Origin of the sequence: Dyadobacter sp. (assembly GCF_017744695.1) — a bacterium.
Lineage (GTDB): Bacteria > Bacteroidota > Bacteroidia > Cytophagales > Spirosomataceae > Dyadobacter.
Genome location: NZ_JAGIAS010000001.1, coordinates 131,395 through 155,533, shown reverse-complemented (window position 1 = coordinate 155,533; position 24,139 = coordinate 131,395). Strand labels below are relative to the sequence as shown.

The 24,139-nt window shown below is 51.9% G+C and carries 17 protein-coding genes; 12 read left to right on the top strand and 5 right to left on the bottom strand.

Features of this window, described 5'->3' with window-relative positions:
• Positions 1 to 13 precede the first annotated feature (13 nt).
• Together J7619_RS00575 and J7619_RS00570 are read right to left on the bottom strand one after the other, a co-directional pair.
• Complete coding sequence (locus tag J7619_RS00575) at positions 14 to 1,078, bottom strand: FecR family protein (RefSeq protein ID WP_291192833.1); 1,065 nt, start codon at positions 1,076 to 1,078, stop codon at positions 14 to 16.
• A gap of 161 nt (positions 1,079 to 1,239) precedes the next feature.
• A complete protein-coding gene (locus tag J7619_RS00570) occupies positions 1,240 to 1,818 on the bottom strand; it encodes an RNA polymerase sigma factor (RefSeq protein ID WP_291192832.1) in 579 nt (192 codons plus the stop codon).
• Between the two features lie 263 nt (positions 1,819 to 2,081).
• Between J7619_RS00570 and J7619_RS00565 the strand changes: the two genes are divergently transcribed.
• Positions 2,082 to 4,550: an ABC transporter permease gene (locus tag J7619_RS00565; protein ID WP_291192831.1), complete on the top strand. Its 2,469-nt coding sequence runs from the start codon at positions 2,082 to 2,084 to the stop codon at positions 4,548 to 4,550.
• Between the two features lie 12 nt (positions 4,551 to 4,562).
• Here the strand turns inward: J7619_RS00565 and J7619_RS00560 are convergent, their stop codons facing one another.
• The 3 genes from J7619_RS00560 to J7619_RS00550 form a co-directional block, all read right to left on the bottom strand.
• A complete protein-coding gene (locus J7619_RS00560) occupies positions 4,563 to 5,039 on the bottom strand; it encodes a group II truncated hemoglobin (protein ID WP_291192830.1) in 477 nt (158 codons plus the stop codon).
• A gap of 121 nt (positions 5,040 to 5,160) precedes the next feature.
• Positions 5,161 to 5,943, bottom strand: coding sequence for an ABC transporter permease (locus J7619_RS00555; RefSeq protein ID WP_291192829.1), 783 nt, complete (start codon positions 5,941 to 5,943; stop codon positions 5,161 to 5,163).
• Entirely contained in the window at positions 5,940 to 6,671 is a 732-nt protein-coding gene (locus J7619_RS00550) for an ABC transporter ATP-binding protein (protein WP_291192828.1), read from the bottom strand. Before J7619_RS00550 ends, J7619_RS00555 begins: the two co-directional genes overlap by 4 nt.
• Positions 6,672 to 6,713: 42 nt before the next feature.
• On the opposite strand from J7619_RS00550, the gene J7619_RS00545 reads away from it, so the two are divergent.
• From J7619_RS00545 to J7619_RS00495, 11 genes are all read left to right on the top strand, one after another.
• Positions 6,714 to 7,928, top strand: coding sequence for a sensor histidine kinase (locus J7619_RS00545; RefSeq protein ID WP_291192827.1), 1,215 nt, complete (start codon positions 6,714 to 6,716; stop codon positions 7,926 to 7,928).
• Positions 7,903 to 8,613 (top strand): LytTR family DNA-binding domain-containing protein, encoded by a 711-nt coding sequence (locus tag J7619_RS00540; protein WP_291192826.1) that lies wholly within the window; start codon positions 7,903 to 7,905, stop codon positions 8,611 to 8,613. Before J7619_RS00545 ends, J7619_RS00540 begins: the two co-directional genes overlap by 26 nt.
• Before the next feature lie 84 nt (positions 8,614 to 8,697).
• The gene (locus J7619_RS00535; protein ID WP_291192825.1) at positions 8,698 to 9,381 is read left to right on the top strand and encodes a flavin reductase family protein; all 684 of its coding nucleotides are present in this window, start codon (positions 8,698 to 8,700) and stop codon (positions 9,379 to 9,381) included.
• 88 nt (positions 9,382 to 9,469) lie between these two features.
• Positions 9,470 to 11,947 carry an SMP-30/gluconolactonase/LRE family protein gene (locus J7619_RS00530; protein WP_291192824.1) on the top strand — a complete coding sequence of 826 codons (2,478 nt, stop codon included), beginning with the start codon at positions 9,470 to 9,472 and terminating at the stop codon, positions 11,945 to 11,947.
• A gap of 96 nt (positions 11,948 to 12,043) precedes the next feature.
• Positions 12,044 to 12,637 (top strand): FMN-dependent NADH-azoreductase, encoded by a 594-nt coding sequence (locus J7619_RS00525; protein WP_291192822.1) that lies wholly within the window; start codon positions 12,044 to 12,046, stop codon positions 12,635 to 12,637.
• 64 nt (positions 12,638 to 12,701) lie between these two features.
• Positions 12,702 to 14,996 carry a TonB-dependent receptor gene (locus tag J7619_RS00520; protein ID WP_291192820.1) on the top strand — a complete coding sequence of 765 codons (2,295 nt, stop codon included), beginning with the start codon at positions 12,702 to 12,704 and terminating at the stop codon, positions 14,994 to 14,996.
• 257 nt (positions 14,997 to 15,253) lie between these two features.
• The gene (locus J7619_RS00515; RefSeq protein WP_291192818.1) at positions 15,254 to 17,326 is read left to right on the top strand and encodes a HAMP domain-containing sensor histidine kinase; all 2,073 of its coding nucleotides are present in this window, start codon (positions 15,254 to 15,256) and stop codon (positions 17,324 to 17,326) included.
• A 209-nt stretch (positions 17,327 to 17,535) separates the two neighbouring features.
• Positions 17,536 to 19,020, top strand: a complete 1,485-nt coding sequence (locus J7619_RS00510; protein ID WP_291192816.1) for a ferritin-like protein — start codon at positions 17,536 to 17,538, stop codon at positions 19,018 to 19,020.
• Positions 19,021 to 19,057: 37 nt separating this feature from the next.
• Positions 19,058 to 21,298: a hypothetical protein gene (locus J7619_RS00505; protein ID WP_291192814.1), complete on the top strand. Its 2,241-nt coding sequence runs from the start codon at positions 19,058 to 19,060 to the stop codon at positions 21,296 to 21,298.
• Positions 21,282 to 22,649 carry a radical SAM/SPASM domain-containing protein gene (locus tag J7619_RS00500; RefSeq protein ID WP_291192812.1) on the top strand — a complete coding sequence of 456 codons (1,368 nt, stop codon included), beginning with the start codon at positions 21,282 to 21,284 and terminating at the stop codon, positions 22,647 to 22,649. The genes J7619_RS00505 and J7619_RS00500 overlap by 17 nt, the downstream gene beginning before the upstream one ends.
• 6 nt (positions 22,650 to 22,655) lie before the next feature.
• Entirely contained in the window at positions 22,656 to 24,122 is a 1,467-nt protein-coding gene (locus tag J7619_RS00495) for an NAD(P)/FAD-dependent oxidoreductase (RefSeq protein WP_291192810.1), read from the top strand.
• Positions 24,123 to 24,139 lie beyond the last annotated feature (17 nt).

Here is a 24,139-nt window from a genome sequence, read left to right as displayed (position 1 = left end):
GGTTAAATAAAAATTACTTGCAGCCGGCCGCCGAAATCAGGATGCGCGTCCCCTGGACCTGGTAAGAACCGTCGTTGGACTGGCAAATCAGGTCGAGCTGCTCGAACAGCGACATATTGGTAAGGTCACCGGTAAACGTACATTCATTCACTGCATCGCCGGATACCACGATATCTACACCGTAGGCATCTTTCAGGCGCTGAAAAATTTCGGGTAATGCAGTGTTCTTGTAAATCGCAGGAGGCAGCTCCACGTGGGCGGTCAACAGCACCGGCTTGTCGACGAGGCTGGTCATCAAATGCCCGCTTTCCTCGAAATAGGTCACGCGCTGGTTCGGGGTCAGGATGACTCCCTTATTGAACTGGTGCTTGGTTTGCGAAGCCGGTTCATCAGTGCCGATACTTTCGTTTTCGAACACGGAGACCTTTCCGCACACCACTTCAACTTGCATTTGACGCTCTTCTCCGCCTTCTTTCACCCAGAAACTCGTCCCCAGCACGCGGGTCACGAGCTTTCCGCTATACACGAAAAACGGGCGATGGCTGTCCTTGGTGATATTGAAAAACGCGTCGCCTGTGAGTTGCACCTCGCGTTTCGTGGCTGAAAAATTACGGGGGTAGGTGAGCCCAGCCCCGGGGGCGAGGGTTACTTCGCTGCTATCACCCAATTGGATACGCATGGGCCGGGCCGTGTTGTTAGCAGTGGAAACCAGGGCTGCCTGATCGGCTTCCAGCAGTAATGCGTCGTCTGCGACCGCTTCCGGAGCAGGTTTATTGGAGAAAAAGTAAAACAACGACAGCGAGACAACGAGCACCGCAGCCACCGAGGCAAACATGCGCACGGCGATGGGCGACAGGCGTGGCAAAAATGGTTTGGCCCTTCCGGACGCTTTTCTTTCGTGTTGGATGGCGCTCCACATCCGGGCTTTCAGGACCGATTTTTCGGTGTCCGAGAGTTCGGTTTGCGGTACGCCGCTTTGCACCTGGTCGTACCAGGCGTGGATGCGGTCTTTTTCCGCGGGAGTACATTTTCCCTCGCGGTACTTCAAAAGCAGGTTTTCAATCTCGTCGTAACTCATAGGTTCAGGGGGTGACTGGCTCAGAATGCATTTGTCTGATTCAACCTCTAAACCGTACAGGTCGGCGGTTGTCCCTGAATGTTTTTAAAATAACTTGAAAAGTTTATGTGAAATATGGGTTTTGGAAGAAAAATTCCTTGAAAAATACAACATCCGGGTGGTCAGGAAAAAATGCTGAGGAGCAGCAGGAGCAGGGTTTCGTTCAGGTACTCGCGGACGGCCTTGGAGGCCTTGCCCAGGTGATACTCGACCGTCTTTTCGGATAAATTCATGAATTCTGCGATCTGGGCGACCGTCCAGCTTTCGACCCGGCTGAGTTTGAATATTTCCCTCGTTTTGGCGGGAAAGGGTTTGAGTCCTTCGTCAATGTTGCGCAGCAGTTCGTTGTAGGCAACCTCGTCTTCGGTATAGTGCTCGTGCTGGCTTGCAAATGTCTGGTAATAGGCCAGGTACCGGCTTCTTGGCCCGGCTTTGCGAATGTGATCGATGACCTCGAACCGCACGGCGGAAAAAAGATAGTAGTTCAACGTCGTGGTACGCAGGTTCGCGCGCTCGTTCCACAGGCGGGTAAAGATGTCCTGCACGATCTCTTCCGCAATGTGCCGCTGCCCGAGTTTGTGGAATGCGGCTTTGTACATCGGGTACCAATACTCGTCGTAAATAGCGGTAAAGGCCCATTCGTGCCCGGAGCATAGTGCGTCCAGCAATTGCTGGTCAGAAACTCGTGCGCTATCCGGCATTTTAGTGAAGAGGTGTCAAGTTTACATTTTTGACAAAGTTATATTTTTTGGTTCGATATTCACATTTTATCCCGCTGATAAGTCAATCAAGTTTTTGTCATTCCCTGAAACTGAACGAATGTGTCCGCTTTTGAACATTAAATCTGACTAATTTTGTAATTAATGCATTGATATTTAATGGGTTGAATTTGGTTTTCTTCCCGGTGCGACTTTTGCAGGCAACGCAATAATTCCATTTGCCCATCCTATAAACCAGCCATGATATGATCAGTAATTATTTCAAAATTGCGCGTCGGAATTTGTGGAGAAACAAGGCTTTTTCTGCGATTAACATTTTGGGTCTGGCGCTGGGGATGGCTGCCTGCTTTTTTGTATTCCAATACGTATATTTCGAAAATAGCTACGACCGGTTCAATCCCCAGGCAGCCAATATTTACCGGGTTCCGATATCCTACTCGGGCAGTATGGCCGACGTTCCCACCACAGCGACCAACCACCCGGCACTGGGTCCGGCCATGAAGGCTGATTTCCCGGAGGTACTGGATTATGTGCGCATTGTGAGTGTGTCGTTATTTATGAATGCTTCTACGATGTCGTATACCGTGGGACGTGCCGAGCCGAAGACATTCAATGAAAGCAGCATTTTCATCGCAGACAAGTCCTTCTTCAAAATTTTCAACTACCCGCTCATTTTGGGTGACCCCCAGACCTGCCTGGCCGATAAGGATGCCATCGCGATCTCGGAACGCACGGCCGAAAGGTATTTTGGCAAAGCCAATCCGCTTGGAAAAATATTGAAGCTGAATAACCAGATTCCCCTGAAAGTGACCGGCGTTTTTAAGAATATGCCCGAAAACTCGCATATGAAGTTCGATATGCTGATTTCTTTCGAGACGGTAGGACATGAATGGGGCTTTCAGGAATGGACCTGGCCGGAATTTTATAACTATGTGCTCCTGGCGCCCGGCACGGATCCCAGAAAGGTGGAGGCGAAATTTCCTGCATTCATCAACAAATACCTCGGGGCAAAAATGAAGGAGCTCAACTTCCGGTGCAGCTTCGCCATGCAACCGTTGACGGACATCCATCTCAACTCCAACTATCTCCACGAAGCGGAAGCCAATGGCAGCCGGAAAGAAGTGTACTTTCTGGGCGTTATCGGCGTATTTATTTTGCTGATCGCCTGGATCAATTACATCAACCTCTCCACCGCGAAGTCGATGGAACGGGCGAAGGAAGTCGGTTTGCGGAAGGTGGTGGGGGCATTCAAGAAGCAGCTGATCGGGCAGTTTCTGTTTGAGTCGTTGATCATCAATATGCTATCCCTGTTTGTGGCGGTCGTGATGATCGTATTGTTTAGCCCGTTCTTTGACGATTTTGTAGGGAAACAAATTAGTCAGAATTTCTTTTCAACGGGCCTCGGCAGCGAAATGGGATTCTGGGCGGCGGGATTCGTGGTTTTTATTGCCGGTGCATTGCTCGTAGGTGCTTACCCCGCATTTGTCCTGTCTTCTTTCCTTCCTGTAAAAGTGCTGAAAGGCCTGATGGTGCAGTCGCGCTCGGGTATTTCGATGCGAAGGGTGCTGGTATCTTTTCAGTTTACCCTTTCAATTATTTTGATTGCCTGCACGTTTGTGGTGGTGAAGCAATTCAATTACATGCGGAACGGGAACCTCGGTTATGATAAGGACCAGATACTGATCGTAAAGGCTCCCGTGGTCAACGACACCACCATTTTCAGGAAGTACCAGTATTTTAAATCCGAGATCAGTCATATCCCGTCGATCGGGGCAACAACCGCGACGTCCGATATTCCGGGACACACGATCAGGTACCGCAACGCAGTGCGAAGAGCCAACCAGGGCATCGATAAGAGCTTTACGACTTATCTGATGGAAATAGACGAGCAATTTATTCCTTCATACAAAATACAACTCGTGGCGGGAAGGAATTTCGAGAATGCCGATTCTTCCGAGTTACAGGTGAGCAACAACAATAAAGTGCTTATTAATGAAGAGGTTGTCGCAGCACTGGGCTATCCGGATGCCGCCTCGGCCGTGAATCAGGATATTAAGTTCAAATTGGGGCAGCGAGAATTGCCCTGCAGGGTAATAGGGGTGGTGAAGAATTTTCATCAGCGGTCGATGAAGGAAAAATACGACCCGATCCTGTTCTATTACCCCACACGCACCGATTGGAAGTACATTTCTGTGCATGTCAGGCAAGGGGAGTTTGTCCGAAGTCTTGCCGACATCCGGAATCTGTATAAAGAGGTCTTCGCCGGAAACCCATTCGAGTACTTTTTTCTGGACGAATATTTCAACAAACAATACCAGGCCGATCAGCGATTGGGTAATGTTTTCGGGCTTTTCGCTGTCCTTGCCATCGTGGTAGCGTGTATGGGCCTGCTGGGGTTATCGAGCTTTGTCATCCGGTTGCGGACGAAGGAAATCGGCATCCGAAAAGTGCTGGGCGCCACCATTGGCGGTTTGCTGATCCTCATTTCAAAAGATTTCGTAAAACTCGTCCTGTTCGCCTCGATATTGGCCGTACCCGTGGTGTACTTCGCAGCCAAAGCCTGGCTCGACAACTATGCCTTCCATATCGGTCTGGGCGTATCTATTTTCCTGGTCCCACCATTGCTGTTGCTCGGTCTGACGCTTCTGACGATCGGCCTGCAAAGCATGAAAGCGGCACTCAGTAACCCGGTGAAAAGTCTGAAGAGCGAATAAATAATCCCCGATTTATCCCAGGTAGGGGCCTCCGGGCACGCCCCAGCCCCATTTAGGCATCGGTTCGTCCGGGCTCATTTGGAGGGTATCGTTATTTGAGTTCATGACCGCGATCCGTGTGCCCCATTCGATGTAGGCAATGAATGCGGAGCGGAACTCCGGATCATCGGGCAGATGGATCTCATCGGCTGTTTCCAGAAGTAACGAAACCCAGCGTTGACGGTGTTGCTCGGTAAGGTGTTTGGCCAAATGTTTTTGAACCATTTTGAAATGACTGCCTTCTGACGTGCTATACCACTCGGGGCCACCCATTACTTCGGCAATAAAATGCGCCACGTGTATTTGATGATCGGGCGACATATGTTTGAAGACCGGTTCCAAAAGCGGGTCTTGCAGGACTTTTTGATAGAATAAACCGGTCAGTTTTTCGAAAACAGGCATTCCGCCCGCCCAGTCAAATAACGTGGGGATTGAGGTGTTTGGAGTCATGGCAGGTTATTGGGGACAATTCTGGTACACCGATTCCGGGATCGGCGCGCCGTAAATGTAACAAAACACGGCACCATTCATGTGCCTGATTGCTATTTATGTTATACAATTTTCATCGGGATCAGTGTCCCATACGACGTGGTTTGCTCCCGGCGAAACGGATCGTACCAAGGATCGTCATGAGCACGAAGCCTGTAATGCCCGCGGCGGCGAAACCCGACTTCCACAGGTTGGTATCGGGAGTATTATTCAATAATGAGATTGGCCACAGAAATGGCCAGTAAATGCTGACGGAAAGGCTTCTGGCGATAACGCCGCCGAGTATAAAGATCATCCCGGTAGCTGTTGGAACCAGAAAGCTGCGGGAAAATACGCTCAGCTGTATCTGAATGGCGAGAATGGTAAGTCCCGATAGGAAAATCCATCCGCAGGCCTTTGCAGGCATCGATGTCATGGGATAATGCTGGAAGCCATATGCCGGTTTTAGAACGGCCAAAAGCCAGCCGGCACCCCACATCAGGAAGAGCAACGATAGCTGGCTTAATGCTACCAGTAGCACGGCCCAGCTATACTTTGACAAGATGAATGCCTGTTTGCTGATCGGAAGCGTTGCCCAGTAAGACCAGCCGTTCTGTTGGTGTTCCATTGAAAAGTACAGTGCGGCTTGCAGGCACACGTAGATTGGAAAGACAAACAAGGCCCAGCCAACAAGGATATGTGCCGAAAAATCAGTCCATGGGCTCTGTCCGGTGTAATAGAACTTATGCCCGCTGCTCAGGCTGGCAATAAAAGCGACGGTTACCGCGAAGGCCGGTGCACCCAGGCTTAGCCAGAGAAGGGGAGTTCGCCTTAATTTAATCGATTCGGCCAGGAAGCATACCCGGAATTCTGTTAGCAGGTTCATTGAGCTGCCTGGGTTAAGGTTAGGAAAATGGATTCAAGACTGTCGGCGGGTGTGCAGGCCTCCGATCGGAGCTGGTTTAATGCTCCCTGGTATACTAGCCGGCCATCATTCAGAATGGCGATGTCCGTCGCGATTTTCTCGATTTCAGACAAAAAGTGGCTGGAAATCAGGATTGTTTTGCCAAATCCGCGATTCAGGTTTATGATCAGGTTTCGGATGTCCAGTATTCCCGCCGGGTCCAGGCCGTTAGTAGGCTCATCCAAAATCAGCAACGCGGGATCACCCACCAGCGCCAGCGCGATGCCGAGGCGCTGGCGCATCCCGAGAGAATAAGTCGATACCCGTTGATGAGCTACGCGATCGAGTCCGGTCAGTTCCAGACATTCAATTGCTTGTCGCCGGGGGAGGTTTCTAAGCAAGCGCGTCATTTCAAGATTTTCCAGGCCTGTCAGATGCGGGTAGAGGGTCGGTAGTTCGATCAGGCTCCCGATATTGCCGAGCAGTTGCCTTCGATTTTTCTGAATGGAAGACCCGAACAGGCGGATCGTACCGCTGGTAGGCGTGAGCAGGTCCAGCAACAAACGAATTGTGGTTGTTTTGCCCGACCCATTGGGGCCGAGCAAGCCGAAAATGCTTCCGGCAGGTACCCGAAGGTCCAAATCATGGATGATCCCTTTTTCTCCGTGACGGTATCGGAGCGCGCTCGTCTGAATGGCTAATGATTCCATTTTGTTTCTGCTTTTTTCCTCAAAGCAAATGATGCGTGAGCTGTGAGCAAGGAAATTGTCGCCGACAAGCACAGTAGGAAGTCCGACAGCAATATTCGGGCGGCTAGTCGATTCGGTGGTAGAAATCGGACAGTTGACGGGCAGATTGTTGCTGTTGAGGTAAATCCAGTGGAATTAGGATCGCAATTCGGTATCTTGCCGGAGATGCTGATAAAGGTTCATACGTTTCACCGCCTCCGGTTGAGTATTGTCGCACTGCATTTGGTGTGTTGGGTTTTCTATGCGTCTGTTTCATATTATTTCGCTTATCTGAACAAGACCCCATTCCTGCTTGCCCATCCGAGTGTTTTTTTGTTGGGGCAGGCCGCCGTTTTCTATGTGAATTTCTACTATTGGATACCCGGCCTTCTTGCGGGACGAAGATTCCCTCAATTTTTTGCCTGTAATCTGTTTCTGGCGGCAGGATTGGACTTGTTGCTAATTCCGATGTTTCACTGGATCAGGGCCCGGTATTTTGGCATGGCGCAGCCATTTCATTTAAGTATGACCACACAAGTGGTTTTGCGGTCCCTGGAATTTTTCTTCGTGGTTTTTCTGGCAGCTATCGCACGTTTTTCCAACGATTGGTTTGTGCATCAAAAGCGGGCACGCGAACTTGAAAATGCCCATTTGAAAACCGAACTGGCATTTTTGAGGGCACAGATAAACCCGCATTTTCTTTTTAATACACTCAATTCCCTCTACGCGCTCGCTATCAAGCGATCCGACCATACCGCTCCGGCGATCATGCAGCTGTCGGGATTGATGCGTTATCATCTGGATGGAAATGAAGAGCGACCGCGGAGCCTTCGGAGAGAATTGGAAGTGCTTGGGAACTATATCGATCTGCAGAAGTTGCGACTCCCCCGTGGTTTTGCGCTGGACTTTACGGTAAGCGGGAGCACCGACGGCCCCCAAATTCCCCCGTTGTTACTATTGCCATTGGTGGAGAACGCATTCAAGCACGGGGCCGATTTTATCACGATTTCGGTGATGATCCGGGATCAGAAGCTCACCTTGTCCACTCAAAATGGTGTTAATAAATACCTTTCAGTGCCGCCGAGCGGAATCGGGCTGGTGAATTTGCGGAAGAGGCTGGACTATCTCTTCCCCGGCAAAAGCTCGCTTCGGGTTCAGCGGACTAATGGCCGTTTTGACGCACTTCTGGAAATCCCACTATTTGTTTCTCCCGATGAAATTGAAATGCCTGGTTGTTGACGACGAGCCTTTGGCCGCCGAAATTCTGGAAGCTCATATCGAGCGAATTCCTTCGCTGCACTTGGAAAAGGTGTGCACTTCCGCCATTCAGGCGCTGGATTTTTTGGCGGGAAATCAAGTGGATCTGCTGTTTCTGGACATTGAAATGCCTGTCATAACCGGTTTGCAGTTTTTGAGAATGGTCAAACAATTACCTCCCGTAATTTTGACAACTGCCTATTCCGAATTCGCTTTGGAAGCTTTCGAACTGGAAGTGGTGGATTACCTGCAAAAGCCGATTGCATTTGAGCGCATGTTAGCCGCTGTGAATAAGGTACGTCATTATATTTCCATGAAGCAAGCCGTTGACAAGCAGCAAGCCGCTTCGGATACTGCTTTCCCGGATTTGTTTGTAAAATGCGGATCAAAAATAGTCAGGGTTCCGCAGAACGAGATACTCTTCATTGAAGGTAAAAAAGAGTATGTCCTGATTCGTACCCTGACGCGGGAAATTAAAACAACCGTCACCATCCGTGAATTGTCGGAGCGCTTGCCTGCGCAGCTTTTCATCAGGGTGCACAGGTCGTTTATAGCTTCACTGAGCAAGGTTGACAGCATCGACAGGGCAGGGGTCTGGATCGGGGAAACAAGGATACCGATCGGAGACATTTATCGGGAACCGTTATTAAAGCGAATTTTAAATTGATCCGGTTAATGGTGCGTAATCGCAAGAAACGGGTTTGCAACCACTGAAATATTTGGCTGTTTTGATGCAAAAACAAGCAACAAAATGCATCACATCAGCAACCCGTCTATTCTGTATTTTGGTACTCCGGTAGTATTGGTAGGGACTACTAACGCCGACGATACCTTTAATCTCGCCCCTATATCGTCCGCGTTCTGGCTTGGCTACCGCTGCATGATCGGCATAGCCGCGCATTCGAAAACAACGGAAAATATCCTGCGGACCAGGGAATGCGTGCTTAATCTTCCGTCCGTGGATTTGGTGGGCGCGGTCGACAGGCTGGCGCTCGTGACGGGAAGTAATCCAGTGCCGGCGGGGAAAGTGCTGAAAGGCTACGAGCATGAAGCCGACAAGTTCGGCCGGGCCGGTTTGACGCCCGTGGACTCCACGATTGTGAAGGCCCCGCGGGTTTTGGAATGCCCGGTTCACCTGGAAGCGGCATTTGTCGCGATCCATCCTTTTGCGGCTGAGACAGGTATCGAAAACATCCGGAGCGTAACGCTGGAGTTGAAAATCCTCCGTGTGCATTTGGACGATTCGATCGTTTCCGACGAGAACCCGGATCACGTTGATCCTGATAAATGGCGCCCGCTCATGATGAGTTTTCAGCAGTTTTATGGGCTGGGAGGTCGGGTACATCCTTCAAAGCTGGCGACCGTTCCCGAGCAACTTTACCGGACCCGGGATACCGAACTGGCTATGGCAGCTTACCCGTCATCACCAGGGTAGAAGAGCTTAATAATTACTTAAAGCTTGCAGAATGCTCGGCGAACCGTAAATTGAATAGTTTTACAGTTCAGACTAATCCCGGCATTCTATGAACAAGACTTGTATTTTAATCCCGCTGATAATCATCGCATTAGGGCTTGTTGCCTGTAACCGGAAGAGCAGCACTGGCAGCCTGGAAGAAGCAGAAACTTACAAGGAATTATCGGCCAAACGTGTTGGCTTACCTAACGGCTGGTCCCTGACACCAGCCGGTCGCAGCTTCGAGCTGGACGACCTGCCGCTTAACCTGGTCGTATCCCCGACAAAAAAATATTTGGCCGTCACCAATAACGGACAAAGTACGCAGAGCATAACGCTGATCGATGCGGCAAGCGAAAAAATACTGGATACCGTGCGCGTCGGGAAAGCCTATCTGGGGCTTGCTTTTAGCGATGATGAAAGTAAAATTTACGCCTCGGCAGGTAACGACAACGTGATCCTCGTTTACGATATTCGCGACAAGCAGCTGGTGGCAACCCAGCCGATCGAGCTCGGTAAACCCTGGCCGGTGAAGATTTCGCCCACCGGCCTCTGCGTCGATGACAATGCCGGAAAACTATATGTCGTAACCAAAGAGGATAGCGCGCTTTACGTATGCGATACACGTGCAAGAAAGGTGTTGTCCAGGCTCAAACTGAATGCGCCTGCCTACACCTGCATGCTCTCGCGCGACAGGAAGGAGCTTTACATTTCGATGTGGGGCGGGGCCGCAGTGGCGGTAGTGAACACGGCTTCCAATGCCGTGATCGCGACGATACCAACGAATAAGAATCCCAACGATATGGTGCTTACCCGCGATGGGAAGTTTCTGTTTGTCGCCAATGGCAATGACAACACGGTTGCGCTGATCGATGTTCTGAAGAGGCAGGTGGTGGAGACGCTGACGGCTTCGCTTTTCCCGCATGCGCCGGTAGGTTCCACACCCAATGGATTGGCATTGAGTGAAGATGAAAAAACGTTGTATATCGCCAATGCGGACAACAATTGCCTCGCGGTTTTTGATGTAACCGAAAAAGGGCACGGACGTTCCAGCGGCTTCATCCCTACCGGCTGGTATCCTACGGCCGTCAAGGTAATCGGGTCGCGGATATTCGTTACCAATGGAAAAGGGTTTTCCTCCAAAGCCAACCCCAAAGGGCCGAATCCGGCCTTGTCGAAAGTGCCGCAGCAGATCGGGCCTAACCCGCAGGCGAACACAGGTCGTCAGCAGTACATTGGCGGTTTGTTCAAAGGCACCATGTCGGTGATAGACGTCCCGGATTTGGAGGTGCTGGCTGCCTATTCCCGGTTGGTTTACGCCAATACACCTTACAGCAAAAGCAAGGAACTCGATACGGAAGGCGAAGCAGGCAACCCCATCCCCAGGCATGTAGGCGACAAATCGCCCATTAAATACGTGTTTTATATCATTAAAGAGAACCGTACTTACGACCAGGTGCTGGGTGATATGAAGGAAGGCAACGGGGATTCGTCGCTTTGCCTGTTCCCTCAGAAAATCACGCCCAACCAGCATGCCATCGCGAAGGAGTTTGTGCTGCTGGATAATTTTTATGTAGATGCAGAGGTAAGTGCGGACGGGCATAACTGGTCCTCTGCCGCATATGCCAACGACTACGTGGAAAAGAACTGGGTAACCAGCTACGGTGGCCGCGGCGGGACCTACGATTACGAAGGCCAGAAGGAGATCGCACACCCGCGCGACGGGTTCATTTGGGACCACTGCCTGCGGGCAGGTGTGAGTTTCCGGACCTACGGATGGTTTGCCGATGGAGAGAAACCCAATATTGCCACTTTGAAAGGCAAATTTTGCCCCACTTTCAAAGGGTACGACCTCGGCTACAAGGATATTGACCGTGAAAAAGCCTGGGAGATGGATTTCGATAGTCTGGTGGCCCGCAATGCATTACCCCAATTGAACACATTGCGCTTCGGTAACGACCACACTTCCGGCGCGGCGGTGGGTAAGCCTACGCCATATGCAGCCCTCGCGGACAACGACCTGGCCGTTGGTCGTTTTGTGGAGCATCTTTCCAAAAGTAAGGTTTGGAATGAATCGGTGGTATTTATTCTGGAAGACGATGCGCAGAACGGACCGGACCACGTCGATGCCCATCGCTCCATTGCATTCGTGGCTGGCGGTATGGTGAAACGCGGATTTGTGGACCACACCATGTACTCAACCTCGGGCATGCTGCGTACCATGGAGCTGATTCTCGGCCTCAAACCCATGAGCCAGTACGATGCCGCCGCTACGCCCATGTGGAGATGTTTCAGCCCGAAGGCCGACGCGACGACTTTCACCGCCAGACCGGCCAATGTGGATTTGGAACAGCGAAATGTGGCTGTCAATAAAAATTCCAAAAAATCTTCCCAGTTCGACCTCTCGATGCCGGACGCTATCGACGACCTTGTTTTCAGCGAAATCGTCTGGCAGACCGTCAAAGGCGAAAACAGCATCATGCCGGCGCCGCGCCGCGGGGCTTTTGTGCGTTTAGGAAAAGGTGAAGAGGACGAGGATGACGATTAAAAGCTGATGGTAAAATAATCTGCGTTCCGATTTGCCTACTTTTTGTCCCCATTTCGAAATACCGGTCGTCATGGGGGTAAAAAGTCATTCTGAAAAATGAAAAGGGCATTACACATTACTTCCAGTGCGCGGGGCGCGCAGTCGTACAGCCGGGGCCTGAGCTCCGCCATTATTAAAAAGCTAACCGATAAAAAGGAGATCGGGATAGTAGTAGAACGAGACCTGATCCGGCTGCCGCCGCCGTTTCTCGACGAAAAACTGATCGGGGAGTTCTATAAACATGCTGATCCGGTATCGGACGAGGGGCGGCATTTGCTTAACTACGCCGATGCTATTTTCAGCGAGATCGATCAGGCAGATATCATTGTCATCAGCACGCCCATGCACAACCTGGGCGTTTCCGCACCGCTGAAAGCCTGGCTCGACCAGCTGGTGCGTGTGGGACTTACCTATCACTTCAATGAAGATGGTTCAAGAACCGGCCGCTTTCAGAACAAGAAAGTATATCTGGCGATAGCGTCAGGCGGAAAGCAGGCTTTCTGGCCGGAAGGTTACGAATTTATCGAATCCTATATCAAAGCGGTATTCAGTGCGTATACCGGTATTACGGATATTTCGACTTACCGGGTGGAAGGTACCGCGATGGGACTTCCTGAACTCGATTATACGGAAATTTTGCAAAACCTTTAATTCCAGTTCAATGCTTTTATATATTTGCCATTATTTTTAATGAGTCCAAATAAATAAAAAGCGAATGATTAGATTTCTAACACTGGTTTTGTGCATATTATCCGTACAAGTTTATGCCCAGACAGGCACGATCAGGGGTACGGTGACCACTTCTGACGGCAAACCTGCCGAGTTTGTCAATATCAGCCTTGGAAAATCTGCCAGGGCGGCTGTGGTGAATGAAACAGGGCATTATGCCCTTCACAAGGTCCCTGCGGGAACTTACACGCTGACCGCAAGTTTTACAGGCCTCATTACCCAAACGAGCACTGTAACAGTGGCTGCGGGGGAGACGAGCCTGGTGGATTTTACGTTGGCAGAGGACAATCGTCAGTTACAGGAGGTGGTCGTTCGGGACGACAGCCGACTGACAAGTAAGGAGACCGACTATGTGGCGCGGATGCCCTTGAAAAACCTGGAAAATCCACAGGTTTACAATGTCGTGGGGAAAGACCTGATGAAGGAGCAAATGATGACCGACGTGAAGGATGCCTTCCGTGCGGCGCCGGGAGTGGCTCCCACGGAGTACGTTACCGGCAGCTTCGCGGTGGTGTTTAGAGGGTTTACGAATTTCGATTACGCACGGAATGGAATGGCGACTTCGGTTTACAGAACCGGGACGGAAATAGCAAACCTCGAACGCATTGAAATGATCAAAGGCCCGTCGGGCACGCTCTTTGGTTCGCAGGTGTCGACTTTCGGCGGGGCCATGAACCTGGTTACCAAAAAGCCCTATGCGGGGTTTGGCGGCGAAGTGGCATACAGCATGGGAAGTTTCGATTTGAGCAGGGCAACGATTGATATCAACACGCCACTGGACAAGGAGAAAGCGGTATTGCTGCGGTTCAATGCTGTACAACATCAGCAGAACAGCTCCAACGAATACGGCAAGAACAAGCGGTTCGTCATAGCGCCGAGTCTTTTCTACCAGGCCAGCGACCGCCTTTCTTTCCTGTTTGATTTCGAGTATTTCAAAAGTAATGCGACCCGTTTGGCTTACACGCTGCTTTTTGCAGACGAAGTTCCATTCAAGTCGGCCAAAGACGTACCCCTGGGTTTCAAAAAGTCTTTTTTTGACAATGACCTGCTGAGCGATGCGCAAGCGACCAAATACTTCGGGCAGGCGAAGTACCAGATTAGTAAAAACTGGACATCTACGACGGGTATTTCACATGTAAACGAGTTCCTGAACCATAGTTACCAGCCTTATGTAAACTGGATCAGCGCCGATACAGCGGTGACGAGTATCCGGCATTTTGGGCCAAGGGAGAGGACTTATGCCAACGTCCAGCAGAACTTCAACGGCAGCTTCAATACCGGGAGGTTTCGCCATAACCTGCTGATCGGGGTGAGCTATGAGTACAACGACGAATCGGTGACGTACAGGATTGTTCCTCTTGACAAGATCAACATTAATCGGCCGTTTGAAAAAGCCGGCCTGAGCCGGGTGAACAGTGTCCTGGCCGATCCCGCGACGCCCACCTCGCACGACGCGTACGGGGGCAACGCGCTTGGGGTCTACGTCTCGGATGTGATCAACTGGACAGACCGCCTGTCGACCATGCTGAGCTTGCGTTATGACCGTTTTGAACAGACGTACGAAGGCGGTTTTGTACAGCCGTCGCTTTCGCCGAAGCTGGGTATTGTTTATCAGGTAGTGAAAGACCAGGTGTCGTTGTTTGGAAACTTCATGAATGGCTTCCGCAACCAGGGGCCGGTGGAGCAGCCCAACGGCAGCCTTTTCAAGCCGAAACCGGTGTTTGCCAATCAGCTGGAAGGGGGCGTCAAAGCGGAATTGCCAGGAGGCAGGCTGGGCGGGAGCGTGAGCTACTATTATATCAACATCGACAACGCCCTGCGTACCGATGATGCGCAATACAGCTTTCAGGACGGCCAGCAGGTAAGTAAGGGCTATGAGGTCGAGCTTACGGCTAATCCCGTTGCCGGACTTAACATCATTGCCGGCTATGGATTCAATGAGAACAAGTTTGTGAAAGCCGACGCATATGAAGGGAAATTGGCAACACAGGCGCCGCAGCACATCGTCAACTACTGGCTCAGTTACCGCCTGCCTTTCCAGCTTCTCAAAGGTGTCGGCGTGGGTTTTGGGGGTAACTATGTGGGTGAATCGTATTTGAATTCAAGCAACACCTATGCGATCCCGGCCTATCACGCTATAAATGCGACGGCATTTTATCAAAGGGAAAAATGGAAGCTTGGCCTGAAACTCAACAACCTTACCAATGTCAGGTACTGGGACTCCGTTGGCAATGCGCAATTTACCCGGAATTTTGTAGCCACCTGTTCTTTCAGGTTTTGAAGGTATTGAGTTGATAACCAAAGTTGTAAGAAAACGGCCGGCAGCTTCCCCGCGGTGGGACAGTTGCCGGCCGTTTCATTTGGTTGCCCGAATGAATTTTTTCTACAATTATTCCGTGCGAATTGTGTAGATTTTTGCTGACTTTTCGATTATGATCTGTCCATCAACTTACTGGAAAATAGGGGTGAATTGTACAAAAAGTATTATGTTTTTGTATCTCCCGGTGTCATTGTAAAAGAGAAACCCATCTGAAAGCGATGAATAACCAATGTGGCCTGTCGTTGCCTTCTTTCCAGTGTAGGATTATTCTGTTTTTTCTCGTTCTGACCGCCGGCTTCGCGGGGTGCCGGAAGTCGGAAAGGAGCGGTCACGACGTGGGATTGGAAGCATGGATCGACAGTCTCGACCGGACCTCGCGGGTAACCGGGAGCCCGAGGGCGATCGCGAGTCTCGATTCTTTCATGGCGACGATCGATCAAAAGAACATTCACGACAGCATTCTCTATTTCAAATTCATGAAGGTGCTGAGCCATCGCGATTCCACCATGGACGCCGCCGCGCTCGCTTACACCGACAGCCTGCTCGGCCTGTTCGCGTCCACGCGTGTCCGCGAGGAAAACCCGATCGACTATTCGAGAGCTTTGCTGTTAAAGGGAGATGATTTGCTGAAACAAAAGGAACATTACCAGGCTTACCGTAACTATTACAAGGGCAAGTCCTTTCTGCTTTCGATGGGTGAAGTATGTGAATGCGCACGGTACAGCAGCAGGATTGCCAACATTTCGTTCAAGGAAGAAAACTATTATCAGGCCATTGAGTATTGGAAGCACGAACTGGAAGAATTGGCACAATGCAGGGAGCCGGAGAATTTTCAGCTGGAATTTATCGAGAAACAGGGGAGTATGCGAAATATAGGCATCGCATATATGCTGATTAACGAGCCGAGCAAAGCGCTAGATTATTTTAATCAAGCCGATCGGTTTATTACCCGGAATGCCGCGCGGTTTCCGAAAGAGCAGAATTTTATCCGTTTTGCACGGATCGTCATTTTGAGAAACCAGGCAGAAGCCTATGCATTGAAAGGCGATAACCGTACCGCGGAAAGACTGATAAAAAAATGCCTCAAACACGATGCAAAGATCGACTGGTCTATCGACGTCGAACGGGAATCGCGTCAGATACTGGCCCAAATTTACATCGATGGACATGAATATGATAAGGCGCAGGCCCAGCTGGATTCGCTGAAGCGGCTGCCCGGTGCTGGAAACAATCCGGCTGCGAATAGCCTGTACCGGACCATGCAAGCCTCTGTTTTATACGGGCGCGGCGATTTTCAGGAAGCCGGTAAACTGCTTCTGGCTAATGTGGAAGCGGAGCGCAACGGAAAGCTGAAAAGAAATGCACAGAGCAAAAACAATGTCGGGCATTTGTTGCAGCAGGTCCAACGTGAACATGAGATAGAACTGGCCGCCCAAAAAGATGAACGCGAAGACCTGATCCTCCAATTTTCGGTGCTGCTCACCTTTGCTATGGCCGTCATTGTGTACCTGATCTGGCGCAATACCCGGAAAACCATTGTGAACCTGCGGGCAGTAACTAAACTGAATGGGGTAATCACGCAAAGCAATATCGCATTGCAGGATACGGTCAATGCATTGGAAGAGTCGGAGGTGGAAAAGGAGAAAATGTTGCGGATCGTCGCGCATGATTTGCGTAACCCCATCGCCGCGATGATCTCTGGTGCGGACGTGCTCTTCTGGGACCAGGCCCCATCCGAAGAACAGGCGATGCTCGTCAACGCGATCCAGCAGTCGGGCCAGTTGGCTTTCGGACTGATTGGCCAGATATTGCAGTCGGGGCCGGACAAGAAGAAGATCAGCAAAAACGAGGAAGACCTGGCGGAAATCGTACAATCCTGCATTGATATGCTGAGCTACAAGGGAAAGGAAAAGCGGCAGACGATCCATTACGATTATGAGAAAGCCATGGTGCCGGTCGACCGGGAAAAGATCTGGCGTGTATTTTCCAATCTCCTGAGTAATGCCGTCAAATTTTCGCCGCAGGAAAGCGCCATTAATGTGAACTTGAGAAAGAGCTCGAACCTGACGTTGCTCAGTGTTCAGGACCACGGCATCGGCATCCCGGATGATCTCAAAGGGCACATTTTTCTTTCGACCAACGATGCCAGGAGGGTAGGGACGGCCGGCGAGCAGTCCTTCGGGATCGGGCTTTCTATTTGCAAGCAGATCGTGGAAGCGCACGGCGGCAGGATCTGGTTCGAATCGGTCAGCGGGATCGGGACTACTTTTTTTGTGGAGTTACCGGATTGACCGTTTAATAATGTATTCTCCCATTCTTAAAAAAATAATAGTCTTTCAAGGGTAGGTTATGGAACTATTTGCTTTTTGCATATAGAATTACTTCGAAGTAGCTTTTTAGCGCCCCACTAAATTCCTGTGAGATTGCCTTTTTCAGTGGACCATCGCACCCGCAATGGTTTGGAATTGTATTGCCTACCTGTTTCACAAAATTTATCATCATGGACGAAAAACAATTAAGGAAATCTTTCATTGATCCGATCCTGGAATGGGCCCGGGCAAATCAGAAACCCAGGGAACTTCGGCTGAAAAGTCTGGCCAAGGGGGTAGCAGCGGCCGACGTTTCGGCGGAGCCCGAGGAAATGCCGTTTGTGGTACCCCAGCAATTTACCGGAAAAGACTACATTACCATGCTGCTGCACGTCGACGCCGAGATCGAACATGGCCTGATGTTGCAATACCTGTATTCGGCTTACAGCATTGGCGGGCCGCAAATCCCGGAAAAGTACAGGGAGCGGGTGCACAACTGGAAAAACATCGTGCTGGGGATTGCCAAAGAGGAAATGGGGCATTTCATTTCTGTTCAGAATGTGTTGAAAATCATCGGTGCGCCATTGAACTTCGGGCGGGAAAGCTATCCGTGGGATGTGCCTTTCTATCCGTTCCCGTTCACGTTGGAAAAGTTCACACTCCGGTCGCTGGCGAAGTACGTATATGCCGAGGCGCCAGCGGAATGGCTGAGCAGTGACGATCCGGTCGCGAAGGAAATCAACAAAACCGTACACGCACAGGCTTCCGACCCGCATACGGTAGGCGCGCTTTTCAAAGTTCTGCTGCAACTGATCCAGGACCCCGACGTGATTTCGGACGATGCATTTCAGCCGGGAACCTATCCCTACCAGGCCAAATTTGATGAATGGGGTCGTGGTTATACCGGAGGTGACCGTGGAAGCGTGAAGGGCAACCGGTTCACGAAAAGCCCCGACGTGCTGGTGGCACCCCTGCTGTCGCGCGATGACGCCTACAATGCCCTCGAACAGATCGCCGAGCAAGGTGAGGGCGACGAGCTCGACTCCGACACGCCGTCGCATTTTGAGCGCTTTTTATTCATTTACAATGATTTCAAAGCCATTCTCAAAGAGACGGGCGGCAAATTCGATCCCGCCTACAACGTAGCGACCAATCCGTTCGCGGGCGATCCCGACCATGCCGGTACCGCCTCGAATGAACCCGCCGATGAAATGGAACAGAACGAGATCACCACCGAGGAAGGCATTTTGTGGGCCAATCTCTTCGACACCCGGTACAGGCTGCTGCTCAACTTTCTGGCCCATAGTTTCCTGCTCGACAACGGCAATAATAATGTCGGGTCATTCACGCCGCGCGGCCTCATCATCAACTCGACTTTCGGGGAAATGTACAATTTGCGGAGCCTGGCCACGATTCTCGTGCAAACGCCGCTGTCGAGGAGAAGCAAGCTGATGGCCGGGCCGCCGTTCACATCGCCGTACAGCTTCGACCTGCCTTTCGGCGAACATAACCGCTGGCGCCTGCACCGCGATCTGCTGGTTGCTTCCGGCAACCTCATCGAAAGCCTGAAAGCATTGAAACAACAGCCGCACGGCCAGTACCTGAACGCTTTGCAGGAAATCGACCGCAAGCTGCTTGAAGCGATCGCCCAACTGATGCAGGCCGAGCTGGCCTGAGTTTCTCAACACATTAAAGCCAAAACCATTGCCGGATATGAAAATTCTAGCATTAAGAATACTTCCTCCCATTGCACTCGGGCGTCTGGGCGAATCAGACAAGCCGATGGCTGCATATGACCTTACATTATCCCAAAACAAACCCCTGGATTTCCGGAAAATCGTACCGGAGCAAACTTTCAATGTACATCCGTCGACCGGGGAAATAACTGCCTACCAACCCGAGCGGGTTGCGTTCAAGGACGCGGAAAACCTGGAAGACAAAACCGGAAAAGCGCATCCTGTGGCTCCGTTCCTGGAAGTATTCGCCATTACCGACAAGCAGCCCGGCCGGTTGGTACCGCTGACGGTCGATTTGCTGAAAAAGACCGGTTACGAGCTGGAAGATATCAGTTGGGACGTGCAGGTGGGTAATATCAAGATATTCAGAAGGACCAATGACGAAAATGACAAGATGTACGCGACCATCGATGGCATCCGGTCGCACGAACTGAGACCTTTGCTGGGCCAGTGCGCGAATTTTATCAAGGGTAAAACGCTGCCGCTCGGGTTTGTTCAGTTCATCAAACCTACCCCCGATTTCCCTGAAATAAGGTTCCGGTTCACGCCCGCAGCGGGAAAAGTTTACGGATCGAGCCTGGTGAGATTCAATAACGGAAAGGAGCAGGTGGACCCGGTGTTTGCCGGTCGCCGCGACGATCCTATTTTATATGATATCAAAAAGGGGAAATGGCGGGGTTATTCGGAAACCAGTACGCCTAACCCGCTCTATACCAATCCGGCGCAGATATTTGCCGGGTATTCCGATGCGAATGGCAACCAGGTAAGCTGGGGCTATCTCGACGACGAATGTGACGGTTTCGTGACGGTAAAACTCGCCGGACGTGATGGCAAGTCGTTACTGGCAAAGGCGCATATCAGCGCCGGGCCTCCGGCGTACGCGCCCGACACGTTGCCGATCCGCGTGGTATCCGACGAACTGGAACAGATATTGAAAGGTACCGACGTCGATGGTGAAGTAACGATCGAAGAGGCCGAGGAAATCGTGCGCCGCGCGTTCGAAACGATCCGGCTGATGAACACGGCCATTATGAACGGCAATGCCTACGAAGGCAAGCTGAATGTGGCCAGTACGATGGTGCGGCAGAACACCAACGATTTCGGACGCCTCTATGAGCCGATCATGGCGACTTCGCTGGTAGACAATATGGCGTTGCAGGTGCTGCACGAGCGCGTTTTCGCCGGGCTGAGCACCGGTGCGTCGCCCTGGTTCGAAGACCTGTTGCGGAAACCGGAGGAAATCGGAGACCTGTCGGCAAAGACCCTTCGCAAAATGCCTGCATTGATGCGAGGAGCCGATGGCCGGTCGCTCACATTTACCAAACGGCAGCTCAATATGGTCATTAAGGCGGCGGCCCGATCGCTGATGCCGGATGCGGATGCAGCGGACGCTTCCGGTGACGACCCGCTGGTCCCTTCCAACCTGACTGCACAGTTGCATTACCGAGGGAAAGGAAACCCGGTGAGCGTACTACCCCGTACCGCGATCTCCAACTGCTTCCCGGGGCTGGAATTCGATTTTCGCAACCTGTGGCGCCGCGCATTCCAGGGAATCGTGCTGATCGAAAACAACAATTATGTGATAGATGCCGACAAATCCCTGGCGCATTTGGTACATCACCGCCTGGTAGCCATTGACGGGAAACCAACGATGGTAGCCACCTCGGGGCCGGTATTTCCCGACGGCGATAGTGTTCCGCTCCGGACAGAGGCTAACCCGAACGGGGTGTCGTTCATGGAATGGTCCAATTCGATGGTCAATGTGCTGCAAAAGCAAGGACAGCAGGTTGCCTGCTATTTTACGGCAGAGCAGAGCACGCACGAGGTGGTCGTGGATCTGGATAAACTCGATGACCCGGCCCTGTATACCAAGGTCATGCTGACGGTCAATAAAGTTTTCGAGGGCGATAGTGCCACTCTTTCGGAACAGATCATCAGGCCGGGCGAACTTACCCAGGGACTTTGTGCCCCGTGGCAGAACGACTACCGCGAATGCGCCTGCTATTACTGGGCAGCCAGCCGGCCCGATTACGTGAATGTCGTGCCAGACGAAAAGGGACTCAGCACCGGCGATAGCTGGATGGCCAGGAAACGTACCGGTAAGTACATTCCCGACGACCGCGTGAATACCCGGTTACTGTCCTATGACGACCTGTTTATCAACTGGCAGGGCGAGCTCAACTTTATCGTGGAAGGAAAAGATGCACTTAATAGCTGAAATGGAACCGGTCGTAGCGGTTTCACGATTGGCCCGGACGATCGCCGGGCAATCCCGGCCGAAATCACCCTCGGCCCACCTGATCAAAGGCAGGCAGTCGCAGCTCTTCATCCCGAATGGCAGCAGGCTGTACGCCGTGGCCGGCGACGTGGAGCAAAGGATCGAGCGTGCATTGGACGCAGGCGACGAAGCGAAATTACAGGATTTGTTGGTCAGATGCGGTTTGTCCGCGCCTGATTACGTCGATAACACGCCGCTGGAAAGTCCCAGGCTTTACGCTCTTTCGCTCGCCATTGCCCAGAAATGCAATATGGGCTGCACCTACTGCTATGCCGATCAGGGTAGCTTTGGCGGGCAGGCCAAAAGCATGTCGCTGGATACAGCGCTGCGGGCGATCGACCTGCTGATGGACCAATGTCCCGAAGGTGAAAAGGTGCAACTCACATTCCTGGGCGGTGAACCGCTGGCCAACCGGAAAGCCTTGACGGAAGCGACGGCCTATGCAGTGGCCAAAGCCGAAAGAAAGGGCATTAAGGCAGGCTTTTCGATCACGACCAATGGAACAATGGTGACCGAAGCCGATGCCCGGTTTTTCGAGGAATATGGCTTTGCCGTAACGGTGAGCCTGGATGGCGTTGGCAAAAGCCACGATTTGCAAAGGCCTATGAAAGGTGGAAAAGGCAGTTTTGACCTCATCATGAGAAACCTGGGGCCGCTATTGGCCATGCAAGGTAAAATGCAGGTCTCCGCCCGCGTTACAGTCACCCCGCGCAACCTCGATCTGCCGGTTATGTTGGACGAATTCATCCATATGGGCTTCCACAGCGTCGGTTTTTCCCCGTTGCTGCGTTCGATGAACGGCCGCGACGAAATGGGGCAGGAGGAGCTCTCGGTACTCCTCGAAAACATGATCGCCTGCGGGTTAAATTTTGAAAAGCATGTCCTGGCTGGCAATCGCTACCCGTTTTTGAATATGGTAAATGCGTTGAAGGAAATTTCCAAAGGCACACACCGCCCATATCCTTGTGGGGCAGGCGCGGGCTACATGGGCGTTTCCGCGGACGAGGAGCTTTTTGCCTGTCACCGGTTTGTGAACGAGGACGAGGGCAAGATGGGTAACCTGAGCACGGGTATCGATGCAAGTTTACAGAATGGATGGCTTTCGTCGCGGCACGTGAGCAACCAAAGCCCGTGTACGCAATGCTGGGCCCGTTACCTCTGCGGAGGAGGCTGCCACCACGAGGTAATTGCGAAAGGCCGTACGGCCTGCGACTACATCCGCTCGTGGCTGCATTACACGATACAGGCGCATGAGCGGTTGGCACGTTTGAAACCGGGCTGGAATATGTAATAATTTATGGTTCAGGATTTTGAAATCGTAGTCGTAGGGGCCGGTCCGGCTGGCCTCACAGCGGCGATCCGCTTGCTCGAAATGGGCCATTCGGTGGCGCTGGTGGAACAGGAAGCATTTCCGCGTCCGCAGATCGGCGAGTCCCTTTCGCCGGGGGTACGCTCTATTTTCGCCTATCTCGGCGCTGGAGAGCTGTTGGGCGATCCCCGTTACCTGCCTGATATCCCGGCCAGGGTCGCGTGGGGTTCCGGCGAGCCTCTGCTCGTGGAACCGGCGCAGCGCGGAGGAGGGGTGATGGTCGACCGGGCGCATCTGGATGCGCAGCTACTAGCTGTGGCGATCGGTAAAGGGCTCCAAGTCTTCCAACCCGCCCGGATGACCGCATTGTCTTTTCAAAATGACCGCTACGAACTGAAAGTACAATCCGCGGCTCGTGATTTCCGGATCACCGGCCGCGTGGTTTTGGATGCCCGTGGACGCAAAGGCGCGCATACCCGCGAGCACATGACACTCGCACCTGCGTCGGTAGCGCTGTGGACGCACGTGCCAGCGGACACAATGCGTCACGAAGCCGCTATTGAAACGGTCGGCGAAGGCTGGATCTGGGGTGCGCCGGTGCCGGGAGGCGAGTATCGGATCATGGTTTTTACAGACCCGGATTCGATTAAAGGACAAAAGCTGGTACCCTCGATGCAGCAAATGCTTACCCAATCGCAACTGTTCCGATCGGTACTTATTGATGATTTGCGTTTTGAAATACAAACCTGCGTCGTGAGCGTCTATGTACACACGCGCCCATGGGACCGGCAGTTTATCAAAATCGGCGAGGCCGCATTTACCCTCGATCCGTTATCCTCGACCGGGGTGGAAGCAGCTATGCGCTTTTCCTTGCAAACGGCTATTGCCGTGCACACCATGCTGGCCGATGGAAACCCCGGCGTCGCAAAGGCATTCTATGAAAACAAACTGGCCGACGCCGTCGCCAGCCATTCCCGCTGGACTTCCGGCTATTACAGGCAAGCAGCCACATCGGATTCTCCATTTCCCTTCTGGGAAAAAAGAAGGAACTTCCGCATGGAAGCGCTTTCGGTGATCAATGACTTTACTGCGTTGATCAAACGGAGGCTAACCCGGGAACGTCCAACTACTCACGCAATACAACCCGCCGCCGTGCCGATCGACCCGCTCATCCGGTTCCTTTGGGACAAACCCGTTCGCCTCTCCGGCCAGCTCGCATTTAGCTCGGAATTTGCTGTCACCGGCGATCGTGTTGAAATCCGGCGTGCATTGCAACATCCCAATCTTTCCAGGCCGTTGATTTACCTGAACCAGATCGAGGTGCCCCCGCTCCTGAATGCATTGAGCGAAGGCGATACTTACGGCGCTGCTATCGAAACCTGGTGCCGCCTTGTTCCTTATCATGATGTCAAAAAGGTATTGGGATTTCTTTGGAGCGCGGAGATTGTTCAGTAGTATTGTAATGGTGTTTT

What these genes read in the sequence shown, in the direction of transcription:
- J7619_RS00575 (WP_291192833.1), bottom strand. Translation starts at nt 1,078, where the DNA reads ATGAGTTACGACGAGATTGAAAACCTGCTTTTGAAGTACCGCGAGGGA.
- J7619_RS00570 (WP_291192832.1), bottom strand. Translation starts at nt 1,818, where the DNA reads ATGCCGGATAGCGCACGAGTTTCTGACCAGCAATTGCTGGACGCACTA.
- J7619_RS00565 (WP_291192831.1), top strand. Translation starts at nt 2,082, where the DNA reads ATGATCAGTAATTATTTCAAAATTGCGCGTCGGAATTTGTGGAGAAAC.
- J7619_RS00560 (WP_291192830.1), bottom strand. Translation starts at nt 5,039, where the DNA reads ATGACTCCAAACACCTCAATCCCCACGTTATTTGACTGGGCGGGCGGA.
- J7619_RS00555 (WP_291192829.1), bottom strand. Translation starts at nt 5,943, where the DNA reads ATGAACCTGCTAACAGAATTCCGGGTATGCTTCCTGGCCGAATCGATT.
- J7619_RS00550 (WP_291192828.1), bottom strand. Translation starts at nt 6,671, where the DNA reads ATGGAATCATTAGCCATTCAGACGAGCGCGCTCCGATACCGTCACGGA.
- J7619_RS00540 (WP_291192826.1), top strand. Translation starts at nt 7,903, where the DNA reads ATGAAATTGAAATGCCTGGTTGTTGACGACGAGCCTTTGGCCGCCGAA.
- J7619_RS00535 (WP_291192825.1), top strand. Translation starts at nt 8,698, where the DNA reads ATGCATCACATCAGCAACCCGTCTATTCTGTATTTTGGTACTCCGGTA.
- J7619_RS00530 (WP_291192824.1), top strand. Translation starts at nt 9,470, where the DNA reads ATGAACAAGACTTGTATTTTAATCCCGCTGATAATCATCGCATTAGGG.
- J7619_RS00525 (WP_291192822.1), top strand. Translation starts at nt 12,044, where the DNA reads ATGAAAAGGGCATTACACATTACTTCCAGTGCGCGGGGCGCGCAGTCG.
- J7619_RS00520 (WP_291192820.1), top strand. Translation starts at nt 12,702, where the DNA reads ATGATTAGATTTCTAACACTGGTTTTGTGCATATTATCCGTACAAGTT.
- J7619_RS00515 (WP_291192818.1), top strand. Translation starts at nt 15,254, where the DNA reads ATGAATAACCAATGTGGCCTGTCGTTGCCTTCTTTCCAGTGTAGGATT.
- J7619_RS00510 (WP_291192816.1), top strand. Translation starts at nt 17,536, where the DNA reads ATGGACGAAAAACAATTAAGGAAATCTTTCATTGATCCGATCCTGGAA.
- J7619_RS00505 (WP_291192814.1), top strand. Translation starts at nt 19,058, where the DNA reads ATGAAAATTCTAGCATTAAGAATACTTCCTCCCATTGCACTCGGGCGT.
- J7619_RS00500 (WP_291192812.1), top strand. Translation starts at nt 21,282, where the DNA reads ATGCACTTAATAGCTGAAATGGAACCGGTCGTAGCGGTTTCACGATTG.
- J7619_RS00495 (WP_291192810.1), top strand. Translation starts at nt 22,656, where the DNA reads ATGGTTCAGGATTTTGAAATCGTAGTCGTAGGGGCCGGTCCGGCTGGC.